Annotated in this window: 12 protein-coding genes; 3 read left to right on the plus strand and 9 right to left on the minus strand. The window is 72.9% G+C overall.

The genetic code is table 11. The annotated features are described in order from the left end of the window. Positions 1-83: 83 nt before the first annotated feature. The 3 genes from QWU11_RS37405 to mraZ form a co-directional block, all read right to left on the minus strand. Positions 84-773 carry a hypothetical protein gene (locus tag QWU11_RS37405; RefSeq protein ID WP_290119263.1) on the minus strand — a complete coding sequence of 230 codons (690 nt, stop codon included), beginning with the start codon at positions 771-773 and terminating at the stop codon, positions 84-86. After that, positions 770-1,837, minus strand: coding sequence for a 16S rRNA (cytosine(1402)-N(4))-methyltransferase RsmH (rsmH, locus tag QWU11_RS37410; RefSeq protein ID WP_290119264.1), 1,068 nt, complete (start codon positions 1,835-1,837; stop codon positions 770-772). Before rsmH ends, QWU11_RS37405 begins: the two co-directional genes overlap by 4 nt. 318 nt (positions 1,838-2,155) lie before the next feature. Beyond that, the gene (gene mraZ / locus QWU11_RS37415) at positions 2,156-2,587 is read right to left on the minus strand and encodes a division/cell wall cluster transcriptional repressor MraZ (protein WP_290119265.1); all 432 of its coding nucleotides are present in this window, start codon (positions 2,585-2,587) and stop codon (positions 2,156-2,158) included. A 492-nt stretch (positions 2,588-3,079) separates the two neighbouring features. On the opposite strand from mraZ, the gene QWU11_RS37420 reads away from it, so the two are divergent. The 3 genes from QWU11_RS37420 to QWU11_RS37430 are packed head-to-tail and all read left to right on the plus strand — an operon-like array spanning position 3,080 to position 7,810. After that, positions 3,080-4,060: a MoxR family ATPase gene (locus QWU11_RS37420; RefSeq protein ID WP_290119266.1), complete on the plus strand. Its 981-nt coding sequence runs from the start codon at positions 3,080-3,082 to the stop codon at positions 4,058-4,060. A gap of 10 nt (positions 4,061-4,070) precedes the next feature. Then, positions 4,071-5,420 carry a DUF58 domain-containing protein gene (locus QWU11_RS37425; protein WP_354670932.1) on the plus strand — a complete coding sequence of 450 codons (1,350 nt, stop codon included), beginning with the start codon at positions 4,071-4,073 and terminating at the stop codon, positions 5,418-5,420. Beyond that, entirely contained in the window at positions 5,417-7,810 is a 2,394-nt protein-coding gene (locus tag QWU11_RS37430; protein WP_290119267.1) for a DUF3488 and transglutaminase-like domain-containing protein, read from the plus strand. Before QWU11_RS37425 ends, QWU11_RS37430 begins: the two co-directional genes overlap by 4 nt. A gap of 538 nt (positions 7,811-8,348) precedes the next feature. On the opposite strand, the gene QWU11_RS37435 is transcribed toward QWU11_RS37430, so the two are convergent. From QWU11_RS37435 to QWU11_RS37460, 6 genes are all read right to left on the minus strand, one after another. Further along, the gene (locus QWU11_RS37435; RefSeq protein WP_290119394.1) at positions 8,349-8,750 is read right to left on the minus strand and encodes a DUF3040 domain-containing protein; all 402 of its coding nucleotides are present in this window, start codon (positions 8,748-8,750) and stop codon (positions 8,349-8,351) included. A gap of 183 nt (positions 8,751-8,933) precedes the next feature. Next, positions 8,934-10,205, minus strand: a complete 1,272-nt coding sequence (locus QWU11_RS37440) for a DNA polymerase IV (protein ID WP_290119268.1) — start codon at positions 10,203-10,205, stop codon at positions 8,934-8,936. A gap of 245 nt (positions 10,206-10,450) precedes the next feature. Further along, entirely contained in the window at positions 10,451-11,197 is a 747-nt protein-coding gene (locus QWU11_RS37445) for a methyltransferase domain-containing protein (protein ID WP_354670933.1), read from the minus strand. Between the two features lie 84 nt (positions 11,198-11,281). Then, complete coding sequence (nusB, locus tag QWU11_RS37450; protein ID WP_290119269.1) at positions 11,282-11,701, minus strand: transcription antitermination factor NusB; 420 nt, start codon at positions 11,699-11,701, stop codon at positions 11,282-11,284. A 2-nt stretch (positions 11,702-11,703) separates the two neighbouring features. Then, a complete protein-coding gene (gene efp, locus QWU11_RS37455) occupies positions 11,704-12,261 on the minus strand; it encodes an elongation factor P (RefSeq protein ID WP_290119270.1) in 558 nt (185 codons plus the stop codon). A 35-nt stretch (positions 12,262-12,296) separates the two neighbouring features. Then, positions 12,297-13,364 carry an aminopeptidase P family protein gene (locus QWU11_RS37460; RefSeq protein ID WP_290119271.1) on the minus strand — a complete coding sequence of 356 codons (1,068 nt, stop codon included), beginning with the start codon at positions 13,362-13,364 and terminating at the stop codon, positions 12,297-12,299. Positions 13,365-13,381: the final 17 nt, after the last annotated feature.

Raw genomic sequence — 13,381 nt, forward strand, 5'->3', positions numbered from 1 at the left:
CGGAGCGTAGTTGCCCGTCAGGGACTCGATGAAGCCGATCTTTATCGTGGAGTCGTCTTTGGCGCCGTTGCACGCGGCGGCGGTCAGCACCACGGCGGCCAGGAGCGGGGTGAGCCTGCGCACAGGACGCCTCCCGTCCGGCCACCGCCTGCGGGCGGCATGATCGCGCCTGGTGCTCCGGTCACGCCCGCGCCCGCCGCGGCCGCCATCGCCTCGTCGGAGACCCCCGGAGGCCGCGCGCCGCCCTCGGTGACCCGCCCGGTACGCGGGTCGATGAACGCGGGCCGCTGCGAGTCGACCATGCCGAGGCCACGGGCCTTGGCGTGCAGGACCGACGGGCTGTTCTCCCGGTTGATGTCCTCCTGCAGGGCCTGCCTGCGCTCGCCGAGCTGCTGGTTGCCGCGCTGCAGCTCGCTCAGGGTGAAGGCGTCCTGCGCCAGCACGGTGTTGAGCAGCAGCAGGCTGACCAGGGCGCCGCCGAGCAGGCCGACGACGACCAGCACGAACGGGGCGCGCGGCGGCGTGGCCGACCGGCGCGCCGCCGCGGTCTTCGGCGGCGGCTTCCGCGGCGCCGACGTCCGCCGTCCCGGGGCGGTCTTCGGCGCGGTGCGGGTGCCGGGCCTGGCGGAGCGCGCCGCGCGGCCCCTGACCTTCTCGTCGCGCTCGTCGGGCGGCGGCGTGCGGCGCCGCGCCGGGCGTGGAGGCGCCGCGTCGTCACCGGCCGGCCGCGGCCGGCGGGTACGGGTCTCCTGCGGCGGAGTCGTGATGGTCATGTGGTGCCTCCTGCTTGGCTCCGCCCGCTCGGCGGGTCCTCGTCGAGCGGCGTCGTGCCGCCTCGCGGACGTCCCTCACGCCCCCGGATCCGCTCGGCCGCGCGAAGGCGTGCCGAGGCGGCCCGTGGGTTGGTCGTGTTCTCCTCGTCGGAGGGTTGTTCCGCGCCGCGGGTGAGCAGGCGGAAGCGCGGCTGTCGTTCCGGCAGGGGAACCGGCAGGCCCGGGGGGGTGGTGTCGGTGGTGTGCTCGGCGATCGCGCGCTTGACGATGCGGTCCTCGAGCGAGTGGTAGGACAGCACCGCGACCCGGCCGCCCACCACGAGGGCGTCGAGCGCGGCCGGCACGGCGTCGCGCAGCGCCGCCAGCTCGCCGTTGACCTCCATGCGCAGCGCCTGGAACGTGCGCTTGCCCGGATGGCCTCCCGTGCGGCGCGAGGCGGCGGGGATCGCGTCACGGACGACCTCGACGAGCCTGCTCGTCGAGGTCAGCGGGGCGCGCCCCCGCTCCCGTACGATCGCCTCCGCCACGCGCCGCGCGAACCGCTCCTCGCCGTATTCGCGCAGGATGCGCGCGAGGTCGGAGGCGGAGTATGTGTTGACCACCTGTTCGGCGGTGAGCTCCTGCGTGCGGTCCATCCGCATGTCGAGCGGCGCGTCGTAGGAGTAGGCGAAGCCTCGCTCGGCCTCGTCGAGCTGCGGGGAGGAGACCCCGAGGTCGAAGAGCACGGCGTGCACGCCGGGAACACCGAGGTCGTCCAGGACCTGCGGGATCTCGTCGTAGACGGCGTGCACGAGGTGGACGCGCCCGGCGTAGGCCGCGAGACGCCGCCCGGACCGCTCGATCGCGGTCGTGTCGCGGTCGAGCCCGATGAGCGTCGCGCGCGGGTTGGCCTCGAGCACGGCCTCGGCATGACCGCCGAGGCCGAGGGTCGCGTCGACGAAGAACACGTCCTCATCGGAGGACGCCGACAGGGCCGGTCCCAGCAGTGCCAGGATCCGGTCGAGCATGACCGGCACGTGCCCCGCCGCGCGTGGTCCCCCCGCGCGCTCTTCGTCGCCTCGCATCGAAACCTCTCACTGACGCCACTGCTCGCGGACTGCGCTGATGCCGCGCCCGCTCGCCCGCCGTGTGCGGGAGGTGCGCGCAAGCACCCCCGCGGACGGCCGATGCGGACTCACACCGGGTGCGTTGGACCCGGTGTGCTCTGCGGCTCACCGCTCAATGGCTTACGTCGGCCCCCGTTTGGATTTCGTCCGGCCAGGTCCCCATCCGCTGCTCCGTGGAGGAAGATGTGCAACGGCCATCTGGCACCGGGGAAGGTGCGCCAGCTGGGAGCGGGTGGAGACCTCGCCGAACGAGTTCCACGACCGACGGCAATGCGGTCAAAGAATCCCGGGCAGCACCTCCTCGGACAGGTCGGAGAACTGCGGCTCCTGTTCGGACAGGTAGGTCTCCCAGGCGGCCGCGTCCCAGATCTCCAAGCGCGTGTTGGCCCCGATCACGGCGCAGTCCCGGCCCAGGCCGGCGTAATTGCGCAACGCCGGCGGGATCGTGATCCGCCCCTGTTTGTCGGGGACCTCGTCCGAGGCGCCGGCGAAGAAGACCCGGCTGTAGTCGCGTACCGCCTTGGCGGTGACCGGCGCGGTGCGAAGTGCCTCGGTGATGCGCTGGAACTCCGCCTCAGGAAAGACGTAGAGACAGCGCTCCTGACCCTTCGTGATCACCAATCCCCCCGAGAGCTCCTCGCGGTACTTCGCCGGCAGGAACAGTCGTCCCTTGTCGTCGAGGCGCGGTGAATGAGTGCCGAGGAACACCGGCCTCACCTCCCCGCCCCCCGCGAGGCGAGACACCCCGCCCCACGGCGCCCCACTCTACTCCACTCTGCCCCACGGTCAACGACCAAAACGCCTGCCCCGCGCCGGGTCGCCCGACAAAACCGCAGGTCAGAGAGGTGGGGCGAAGTGGGGTGTCAGAAGGCTCCACCGCGGCCCTCACAGCGAGCCGTCGGCCGGCGTCAAGCCCGGGGCACCCGGAAGGTCAGGAGGCGTGCAGGCTTCCCGCGCATCATGGATGGAAGTGGGGAATCCGGAAATGCTCTCGCGGATGCGCCCGATGCCCGATTCGGGGTTTACTCTCCTGCCACGGGACGTCGCACCAACCAGCCCAAAAGACGTACTGTCGGTTCGACAGACAACAACATGTACAAACCGGATGGAGCTCCCCATCCGCATCCGTGTGCGACGGGATCGAGCCGGGTGGCCGGCGCCCCGGGCCGCGCAGCGTACGGATGGCCCGAGGAGGGGTTAGTGGCAGTCAGCACACACGGTGACGTCGGACGGGGGCTGGAAGGCCTCGCGAAGATCTCAGGGAGGATCTCCGGAGCCATCGAGTCCGTCATCGAGGGCAAGCCGGACGTGGTGCGTCTCGCCCTCACGGTGCTTCTGGCCGAAGGCCACCTCCTCATCGAGGACGTTCCCGGGGTCGGCAAGACGATGCTCGCCAAGTCGCTCGCCCGCTCGATCGACTGTTCGGTACGGCGGATCCAGTTCACCCCCGACCTGCTCCCCAGCGACATCACCGGGGTCAGCGCGTACAACCAGGAGCGGCGGGAGTTCGAGTTCAAGCCGGGCCCGATCTTCGCCAACATCGTCGTGGGCGACGAGATCAACCGCGCCTCGCCGAAGACCCAGTCCGCGCTGCTGGAGTGCATGGAAGAGCGCCAGGTGACCGTCGACGGCCACACGTACGACCTGGACGGGCCGTTCATGGTCATCGCGACGCAGAACCCGGTCGAGATGGAGGGCACCTACCCGCTGCCCGAGGCCCAGCGCGACCGGTTCACCGCCCGCATCTCGATGGGCTATCCCGAGCCGAGCGCGGAGCTGGAGATGCTCGACGTGCACGGCCAGGCCTCCCCGCTGGAGGACCTGTCGCCGGTCGCGCAGGCCACCGACGTGCGCACCCTGATCGAGCTCGTACGCAACGTGCACGTCTCCACTTCGGTCCGCCACTACGCGATCGCCCTGGTCACCGCCACCCGCGAGCACCCCGAGCTCCGGCTGGGCGCCTCGCCCCGCGCGACGCTGCAGCTCGTGCGCGCCGCCCGCGCGTACGCCGCGCTGGAGGACCGGGAGTACGTCCTGCCCGACGACCTGCAGTACCTCGCCGTCCCGGTGCTCGCCCACCGGCTGCTCCCGACCGCCGAGGCCCAGGTCGAACGGCGGCTGCCCGAGCAGGTGGTGGCCGAGCTGGTCGCCCAGGTGCCCGTGCCCGACCCCCGGCGTTAGAGGCGGCGGCGTGGACGGCGGCGACGCGACCGACGGGCGTACGGCGGGCGGAGCGTCCCTGAACCCGTCCCGCGCCGTGCGCAGGAGCCTGGGCGCGCTGACCACACGCGGCCGTTCCTTCATGGCGGCGGGCGTCACGGCGATCGCCTGCGCGTTCGTCCTCGGCGAGCGCGACCTGCTGCGCGCGGGGGTCCTCATCCTCGCGCTGCCGGTCGTGTCGGCGCTCGTCGTGTCCCGCACCCGCTACCGGCTCTCGTGCACCCGCCGCGCCAACCCCTCCCGCCTGCCGGTGGGGCACGAGGCCCAGGTGAGCGTCGTCCTGCAGAACGTCTCCAAGCTGCCGACCGGCATCCTGCTGGTCGAGGACCAGGTGCCGTACACGCTCGGCGACCGGGCGCGGTTCGTCGTCGACCGGATCGAGCCGGGCGGCGGGCGGGAGATGCGCTACCGGATTCGCGCGGACGTACGCGGCCGGTACCAGGTCGGGCCGCTGACGGTCCGTCTCGCCGACCCGTTCGGCCTGGTGGAGCTCGCCCGGTCCTTCACCGGCGCCAACCGGCTCACCGTCACGCCGCCGATCGTCCCGCTCCCCCACGGCCGGCTCACCGGCTCGTGGACGGGCGGCGGCGAGAGCCGGGCGCGTACGGTCGCCACGGCGGGCGAGGACGACGTCGCGCCGCGGGAGTACCGCCACGGCGACGACCTGCGGCGCGTGCACTGGCGCTCCACGGCGAGGCGCGGCGAGCTGATGGTCCGCCGCGAGGAGCAGCAGTGGCAGAGCCGCGGCGCGCTCTTCCTGGACACCCGGCGGGTCGCGCACTGGGGCGACGGGCCCGGGGCCTCCTTCGAGCAGGCCGTCTCGGCGGCGGCCTCGATCGGGGTGCAGCTCGGCCGCGAGGGCCTCGGCCTGCGGTACGTCACGGACCAGGGCGAGGCGCTCGGCGCCTCGTCGGCCTTCGAGGGCGCGCTGCTGGACTCGCTCGCCGTCGCGCGCGCCTCGACCGGACGGTCGCTGCGGACCGGGCTGTCCGCGCTCCGTACGGCGGCGACCGACGGCGACGGCCTGGTCGTCGGCGTGTTCGGGCGGCTGACCGCCGAGGACGCCCAGGACGTCGCCCGGTCCCGGCAGGGCACCGCCACCTGCGTGGCGGTCCTGGTCGGCGACGAGGAGCACGCGGCCGCGCGGGCGGCGTCGGTGCTGCGGGCGGCGGGCTGGCGGGTGCTGACCATCGACTCGGCGGCGGCGCTGGCGAGCGCGTGGGCCGGCGCGGACCAGGCGGCGGAGAACTCCGAGCTGCGCGCCGTACGGGATCGGACCGCCCGGCGGGAGGTCGTCGACGGGGACGGAGGGCTCTCATGAGACTACGGCTGACGATGGTGGCGGGGCTGGCCACGCTGCTCGCCTCCGTCGGCCTTTATCCGCTGTACGAGTCCAGCGGGTGGTTCTTCACCGGGTTCGGCGCGCTGCTCGTGGTGGGCGGGGCGGGCGTGCTCACGCGGCGGTTCCGCGTCGCGGCGGCGCTGTGCCCGGCGATCGGGCTGCTCGCGCTGTTCCTCTACCTGACCGTGGTGTTCGCCTCCGGGCACGCGTTCCTCGGCGTCGTGCCGACCCCGTCCTCCACCGCCCGGCTCGGCCGCCTCATGAGCGAGGGCTGGCACGACGCGAACTCCTACGCGGCCCCGGTGCCGATGCTGCCGGCGATCAACATGCTCACGGGCGTCGGCATCGGGCTGGTGGCGATCCTGGTCGACTTCCTTGCGGTCCGCATGCGGCGCGCGGCGCTCGCCGGGCTGCCGCTCCTCGCGGTGTACAGCGTGCCCGCCGCCGTACGCCAGCAGACCGTGAGCTGGCTGGCGTTCCTCCTGGGCGCGGGCGGCTACCTCGGCCTGCTGGTGGCGGACGCGCGCGACCAGCTCTCCGGCTGGGGGCGCGCGGTGTTCACCCGGCACTGGTCGGCGACCCGGCAGATCGACGAGCGGCCCGACTCCAGCCCGCTCTCGGCCAGCGGGCGGCGCATCGGGCTGACCGCGGTGGTCATCGCCATCGTGCTGCCGTTCGCGGTGCCCGGCATCGAGTCGCACGGGCTCCTCGGCGTCGGCGAGGGCGACGGCTCGTCCTCGGGGAAGGGAGGCGGCTCGATCACCGGGCTGAACGCCCTGGACCCGCTGGTGAGCGTACGACGCCAGCTCGTGCGCACCGGGGACGCGGAGGTGCTGAGGTACCGCTCCACGGACAGCTCCACCCCGGACTACCTGCGGATGTACTCCCTCGACCGGTTCGACGGCGAGACCTGGACGACGGGGCCGCTGCGCGCCGGCACGGACGAACGGGTCAAGGACAGGGAACTGCCCGCCGAGCCGGCGCTCGCCGGCGTCCCGGTCCGCGACGTGACCACGAAGGTCAGCATCGGCCCGGGGGTGCACCGCCTCGACGTGCTGCCGATTCCGTACCTGCCCACGAAGGTGGACATCAAGGGCGACTGGCGAGTCGACCCCCGGTCGCTGACGGTGTTCTCCACCAACGACTCCGCGGGCGGCCGGTCCTACACCGTGACGAGCGTCCGGCCGCAGCCGACGTACCAGGAGCTCGTCACCACGGCCCCGCCGCCGGCCTCGATCAGCTCGCGCTACCTGTCGGTGCCGGACTCGGTCGGCGACGACATCGCCAAGCTCGCCACCGACGTCACCGCGGGGGCGCCGACGCCGTACGAGAAGGCGGTCAAGCTACAGGACTGGTTCACCGCGCCGGGGAACTTCACCTACAGCCTGGACGCGCCTCCGCGGCACCAGAACGGGGCGCTGCGCGACTTCCTGTTCACCAGCCGTACCGGGTACTGCGAGCAGTTCGCGTCCTCGATGGCGCTGCTGGCCCGCATCCTCGGCATCCCGGCGCGCGTCGGCATGGGCTACACGGCGGGCGCCCAGCAGCCGGACGGCGGGTGGGTGGTCCACACGAAGGACGCCCACGCGTGGCCGGAGCTGTACTTCGCCGGCGTCGGCTGGCTGCGCTTCGAGCCGACGCCGGGCGGCGACGGCGGCCAGGGCAGCGCGACCGTGCCGGCCTACAGCTCGCCGCTGCTGCTGCCCGGGGCGCCGGGCACCGACGCGCCGGGCGGCGTGCCGTCGACGGGCACGGTGGCGGGCGGGGACTCCTCGGCCGCCCCGACCATCCCGGGCCACCGCACCGACACGCTCGCCGACCAGCAGGCGGCGCCTGGTGTGGCGCCGAAGGACGGCGGGTCCGGCCCGCCGATCACGTGGCTGCTGGTGGCGCTGGTCGCGGTCCTGCTGCTGCTGACGCCGATCACCCTGCGCCGGCTGACACGCGCGCACCGGTGGGCACGGGCCAAGTCCGATGAGGCCGTCGCGCACGCCGCGTGGGACGACCTCCGCGCCGACGCGGCCGACCACGGGCTGGAATGGCCTTCGAGCGAGACGCCGCGGGCGACGGCGCGGCGGCTGAGCGCCGCCTTGGAGCTGTCCCCGAAGGAGGCGGCGGCGCTGACGCGGCTGTCGCGGGCCGAGGAGCGCGCCCGGTACGCGCCTGAGGTGGAGGCGTCGCCGACGGCGCGGGAGGACGTACGCCTGCTGCGGGCGGCGTTCGGCACCCGGGCCAGGCGGCGGACGCGGTGGCGGGCCCGGCTGTTCCCGCCGTCGGCCGTGGCGGCCCTGCGGCGGGCGGGGACACGGATGATGGACGTCTTCGAGTGGCTGGATGTGGCCATTCCGCGCCGCCGTCGTCACACGTAGCGATGTCGGCGGCCGCCCCAACCAGGCGTGTCGGCCGATTGCGGGCGTCCGGCCGGGCCGGAGCCCTCGTGCCCTGCGCGGACGGGCCAGGTCACCGGCCCCGATCACGGACGTTGGGCCACGGGGAGCGTTCGGCTCGCGGCCGGATGATCATGGGCCTTCGACCATGAGACGGATGATCGCCGCGAGGCGGGAACGTACGGGCCATGCGCCGGGCGCTCGCATCAGCGTGGGGCGCGGGCCCCAGCCGCCCGGCGTGGGGCCGCGCCGCAGTGATGGCGGAGCCGGTCAGCCGGCTGATCTCGGGCCTCGCGGCTGGGATCGCAGTGGATCACCGGCCGATTGCGGACATGGACGGCATCCGGGGCATTCGCATGCCCGGTGGGACGCGGCGGGGCCTGGGCTCGGCGAGCCGTGCGGGAGGGCGGGTCGTGGCGGCGCGGTGGGTCTTGCGGGCGTACGTGGCTACGGAGGCAGGCCGGCGCGAGCGGGCGGGCCTCCGCCGTACGAGCCGGCCGGTGGAACGGCGGCGGGCCGGTCAGGGACCTTCGTGGCGGCGGCGCCAGCGCTCCTCCAGTCGCTCCATGAACCCGGTCTTGGCCCCGCGTGACGGCTTCGCCTCGCGCTTGTTCTTCGGCTCGGGTTCGGTGCCGACGCCCGTCATGCGCTTCCAGCTCGTCAGGCCCCACGCGCAGCAGAAGACCATGAGGAGGAAGCCCGCGACACTGATCACGATGCTGATCGGCATGGTGTTCAGGATCGGGCCCGCCATCACCACGATCAGGCCGAGTACGAAGCCGACCGCGGCCTTCCAGATCCTGCGCTTGTAGTGGACCTTCGGATCGGTCGAGCGGACCGCGGACGCGAATTTCGGATCCTCGGCATACAGCGCACGCTCGATCTGGTCGAGCAAGCGCTGCTCGTGGTCAGAGAGCGGCACGGCGCCTCCCAAAGACAGCCCCGCGAAGGGGAATCCCACGCCGGACGGGGACATGGCTATCGGTGATATGCCCAGAATACGAGCCGGGACCACTGTGTGAAAGAAAACGTTGGGCCGTTGACACGCGGATTGCCGAGTCAATCCACATATTCACCGTCCGTGGTCACTTGAGTCACATGGTGCTCAGCCGTCACGAGCCCCCTCCTTACCGTAGTACGCCTGACGCTCGCCGTCGGGCCGTACGAGCGCCGCCGGGCGAACGGCGCCGGCGCCGAACCGCCGGGCCGCGAGGTCCATGGCCTGCTCGGCCTCCCGCCAGCCGGTCTCCGGCTCGCCCAGGGCCATCTGGCGGGTCGTCGAGTCCGCGGGAACGAGATTTTCGACACGTACGCCGACGAGCCGCAGCGGGGTGTACTCCAGCCCCGAGGCCGCGTACAGCGCGCATGCCGTCGCGTAGATCTCGCGGGCCAGGTCGGTCGGCTCGCGGAGGGTGCGCGCCCGGGTGATCGTGGTGAAGTCGTCCCGGCGCAGCTTGACCGCGATCGTACGGCCGGCCTGACCGCTCCCCCGCAGGCGCGCGCCGACGCGGTCGGAGAGCCGCAGCAGCTCACGCCGGATGGTGACGGCGTCGGCGATGTCGACGTCGAAGGTCTCCTCGGCCCCGATGCTCTTGTCCCTGACCGAGGACACGACGGAGCGTTCGTCGCGTCCCCAGGCGAGGTTGTGCAGGTGTTCGCCGGCGGCCTCGCCGACCTCCCGCCGCAAGGTGTCGAGCGGCGTCGCGGCCAGGTCGCCGACGGTGTGCAGGCCCAGGCGGGTCAGGATCTGCTCGGTACGCTCCCCGACGCCCCACAGCGCGGCGACGGGCAGCGGGTGCAGGAAGCCGACCACGCCGTCGGCGGGCACGACGAGCAGCCCGTCGGGCTTGCAGCGGGTCGAGGCGAGCTTGGCGACGAACTTCGTGCTCGCGACCCCGACCGAACACGTGATCCCCTGCTGCTCGGCGACCTGCCGCCGGATCATCCGCCCGATCTCGGCGGACCTCCCGAGCCGTTTGAGCGCCCCGGAGACGTCGAGGAAGGCCTCGTCGAGCGCGAGGGGCTCGACGACCGGGGTGATGGACTCGAAGATCTCTCTCACGCCGGCGGAGACCTCGGCGTACCGGTCGTGGCGCGGTGGCAGCACGACCGCCTGCGGGCAGAGCCTGCGGGCGCGGCTCATCGGCATCGCCGAGTGCACGCCGAACTTTCGCGCCTCGTACGAGGCGGCGGCCACGACCCCGCGTCCGCCGGCCCCGCCGACGACGACGGGGTGGCCGCGCAGCTCGGGGCGTTCGAGCAGCTCGACGCTGACGAAGAAGGCGTCCATGTCGACGTGCAGGACGCCGCAGCCGGTGTCGTCGGCCGGCGGCCCGGGCTGCGGCCCCGGCCGGTGCAACTGCTGCTTTCTGCTCACGTCCGCCCCCGTCCCGGGCGCGGACCCACCGGCCTGTGCCACCCGGATGAGGAGAACCCGGACCGGCCCGCGAACATGCCGTCGGATCTTCCGCGCGGGCCCGTGCCGGGGTGGGCCCGGCTTGTCCCAGAATGCTCCGCGTTCACGCTGCGTGGCGGGGTCAGGGGGACGAAGGGTGATCCCCGGCGCGGATGGTCGTTCCGCGGCTGGGGTTCGACTGGAGGCCCGTCCACCGGTTCGTCCCGCTATCGCCGGCGGGCCAGGGCGTGGAGCTGAGTCGCCACGTCTTTGAGCACCGGGTGCATCGAGACCGCCTTCTCGAGGGCGACGAGCTCCTCGGTCGCGCCGCGCTCGCCGTCGATCATGCCGCTCGGCACCAGGTCCGTGAACACGCGGACGCCGTGGACCTCGCCGACGTGCAGGCCCGCGCCGGCCAGCAGCTCCGACAGCATGCCCGAGGTGAAGCGGCGTGGCATCGGGTCGTGCTCGCCCCACCGGCCCTGGGCGCTGGACAGGATGCGCCGGGCGTCCTCGAAATGGCCCGCGAGCGCGCGGTGCAGCACGGCCGCGACCTGGTTGGCCGCCAGGACGCTCACCGCGCCCCCCGTGCGTACGGTCCGGGCCACCGAGGTCATCGCGGCGGCCGGGTCGTCGACGTACTCCAGCACGCTGTGGCACAGCACCAGGTCGGCGCTGTCCGGCCCGACCACGGCCGACAGGCCGTCCGCGTCGCCCTGCAGCGCGCGGACCCGGACGCCCGCCTCCGCGGCGCGGCGTTCGAGGCCCGCGAGGGCGTCCGGGCTGGAGTCCACGACGGTCACGTTGTGGCCCAGCTCGGCCAGGGGAACGGCGAGCCCCCCGGTGCCGCCGCCCGCGTCGAGGACGTCCAGGACGGCCCGGCCGGACGCCTTGGCGCTCTCGTCGAGCACCTCGCGCAGGATCTCCCACACGACGGCGGTCCGCATGGGCCGCTGCCGCGGACGCTCGGTCACGGCGCCCCCCGATGCTGCGTCTTCACGGCTGCCTCTTTCGCCTCACAGCGCCCAGCTTAGGCCCTGTTCGCCGTAGCGCGACGCCTAGAGCGACAGCGAGGGCTTCAGCTCCAGCAGGCGCGACAGCAGGCCGTTGACGAAACGAGGCGACTCGTCGGTGGACAGCTCCGTCGCGAGGGCCACGGCCTCGCTGATCGCGACGCCGCCCGGCACCTCGTCGCTCCAGAGCAGCTCGTACGACCCCAGCCGCAGGATGTTGCGGTCGACCATCGGCATGCGGTCCAGGGTCCAGCCGACCGAGTAGGTCGCGATCAGCTCGTCGATGCGGTCGCGGTGCTCCTCCACGCCCGCGACCAGGCGGTCGGCGAACGCCTGCTCGGCCAGCGGCTGCTGCCCGGGCTCGGCCGCGCGCCGGCCGAGCACGTCGGCCGGCGGCTCGCGGCGGACCTCCGCCTCGTACAGGACCTCAAGGGCCCGCTTACGCGCCTTGCTCCGTGCGGCCACGGTCAGCCGCGGCCGAGGTAGTCGCCCGAGCGGGTGTCGACCTTGATCTTCTCGCCGGTCGTGATGAACAGCGGGACGTTGATCACCGCGCCGGTCTCGACCGTGGCGGGCTTGGTGCCGCCGGTCGAGCGGTCGCCCTGCAGGCCCGGCTCGGTCTCGGTCACCTGGAGCACCACGGCCGCGGGCAGCTCGACGTAGAGCGGCGTGTCGTCGTTGAAGGCGATCACGGCGTTCTGCTCGGGCAGCAGGTAGTCGGCGGCGCCGCCGACCGTGCCGGCCGGGATGTGCGGCTGGTCGTAGGTCTCGGTGTCCATGAAGACGAAGTCCTCTCCCTCGCGGTAGAGGTACTGCATCTCGCGCTTGTCGACGCTGGCCACGTCGACCTTCGTGCCGGCGTTGAAGGTCTTGTCGACCACCTTGCCGGAGAGGATGTTCTTGAGCTTGGTGCGGACGAACGCTCCGCCCTTGCCAGGCTTGACGTGCTGGAACTCCTGGACCGTCCAGAGCTGGCCGTCGAGGTTCAGCGTCATGCCGTTCTTGAGGTCGTTCGTCGTCGCCACTGCGTGTGTTCTCCTGCGTCGGCTGCCTGCCGCGTCTAGATGACGAGCAGTTCCTTGGTCGTCTTGGTGAGCAGCTCCACGCCGTCCGTGCGGACGACCAGAGTGTCCTCGATGCGGACCCCGCCGCGACCCGCGAGATAGACGCCGGGCTCGACGGTGATCGGGACTCGATCGGTCAGTTTACCGGTCTTGTCATACCCCAGGAGCGGTGCCTCGTGGATCTCCAGGCCGACTCCGTGCCCGAGTCCGTGGGGGAACTCCTCGCCGTACCCGGCCTCGATGATGATGTCGCGCGCGGCGGCGTCGACGTCTTTGGTGGCCGCGTCCGGACACGCCGCCTCGACGCCCGCGCGCTGCGCGAGGGCGACCAGGTCATAGATCTCCCGCAGCCCGCCGGAGGCCGGGCCGACCGCGATCGTACGGGTCATGTCGGCGTGGTAGCCGGCGTACAGCGCGCCGAAGTCCATGGTCACGAAGTCGCCGGACTCGACCGTACGCGTGCCGGGCACGTGGTGCGGGATCGCGCCGTTGGGGCCGCTCGCCACGATGGAGGCGAACGCCGGCCGCTCGGCGCCGAGGTCGACCATCGAACGTTCCAGCACGATCGCGATGTCGCGTTCGGTGCGGCCCGGCCGGATGAAGGGCAGCACGGCGTCGAAGGCCCGGTCGGTGATCGCGCACGCCTCCCGGAGAAGGGCGATCTCCTCCTCGTCCTTGACCGTGCGCAGCTCCTCGACGGCGTGTCCCAGCGGGACCAGCTCGACGCCCTCGAGCCGGCCGGCGAGCTCGCGGTGGCTCTCGACCGTCAGGTCGTGCGCCTCGAAGGCGAGCCGCCCGGCCACACGCGCGCCGAGCGCCCCGGCCGTGTCGCGGTCGATGACGCACTCCAGCTCGGGGCACACGCGCGCGGCGGTGCCGGCGTAGCGCCCATCGGTGCCGAGGACGGCGGTGCCGTCGGCGCGCACGAGGAGCGCGGCGTTGGAACTGGCGAGCCCGGACAGGTGGCGGACGTTGACCAGGCGGGTGATGAGGGCGGCGTCCGCGCCTCGTTCGGCGACGAGCGCGCCCAGCCGCGCACGGCGTGCTTCATGAATCCCGGGCATGGCACGACTGTACGCGC

It is taken from the genome of Actinomadura sp. DC4, from assembly GCF_030406325.1.
Lineage (GTDB): Bacteria > Actinomycetota > Actinomycetes > Streptosporangiales > Streptosporangiaceae > Actinoallomurus.

Coding starts and splice junctions, on each gene's coding strand:
- QWU11_RS37405 (WP_290119263.1), bottom strand. CDS start 773: ATGACCATCACGACTCCGCCGCAGGAGACCCGTACCCGCCGGCCGCGG.
- rsmH (WP_290119264.1), bottom strand. CDS start 1,837: ATGCGAGGCGACGAAGAGCGCGCGGGGGGACCACGCGCGGCGGGGCAC.
- QWU11_RS37430 (WP_290119267.1), top strand. CDS start 5,417: ATGAGACTACGGCTGACGATGGTGGCGGGGCTGGCCACGCTGCTCGCC.
- QWU11_RS37460 (WP_290119271.1), bottom strand. CDS start 13,364: ATGCCCGGGATTCATGAAGCACGCCGTGCGCGGCTGGGCGCGCTCGTC.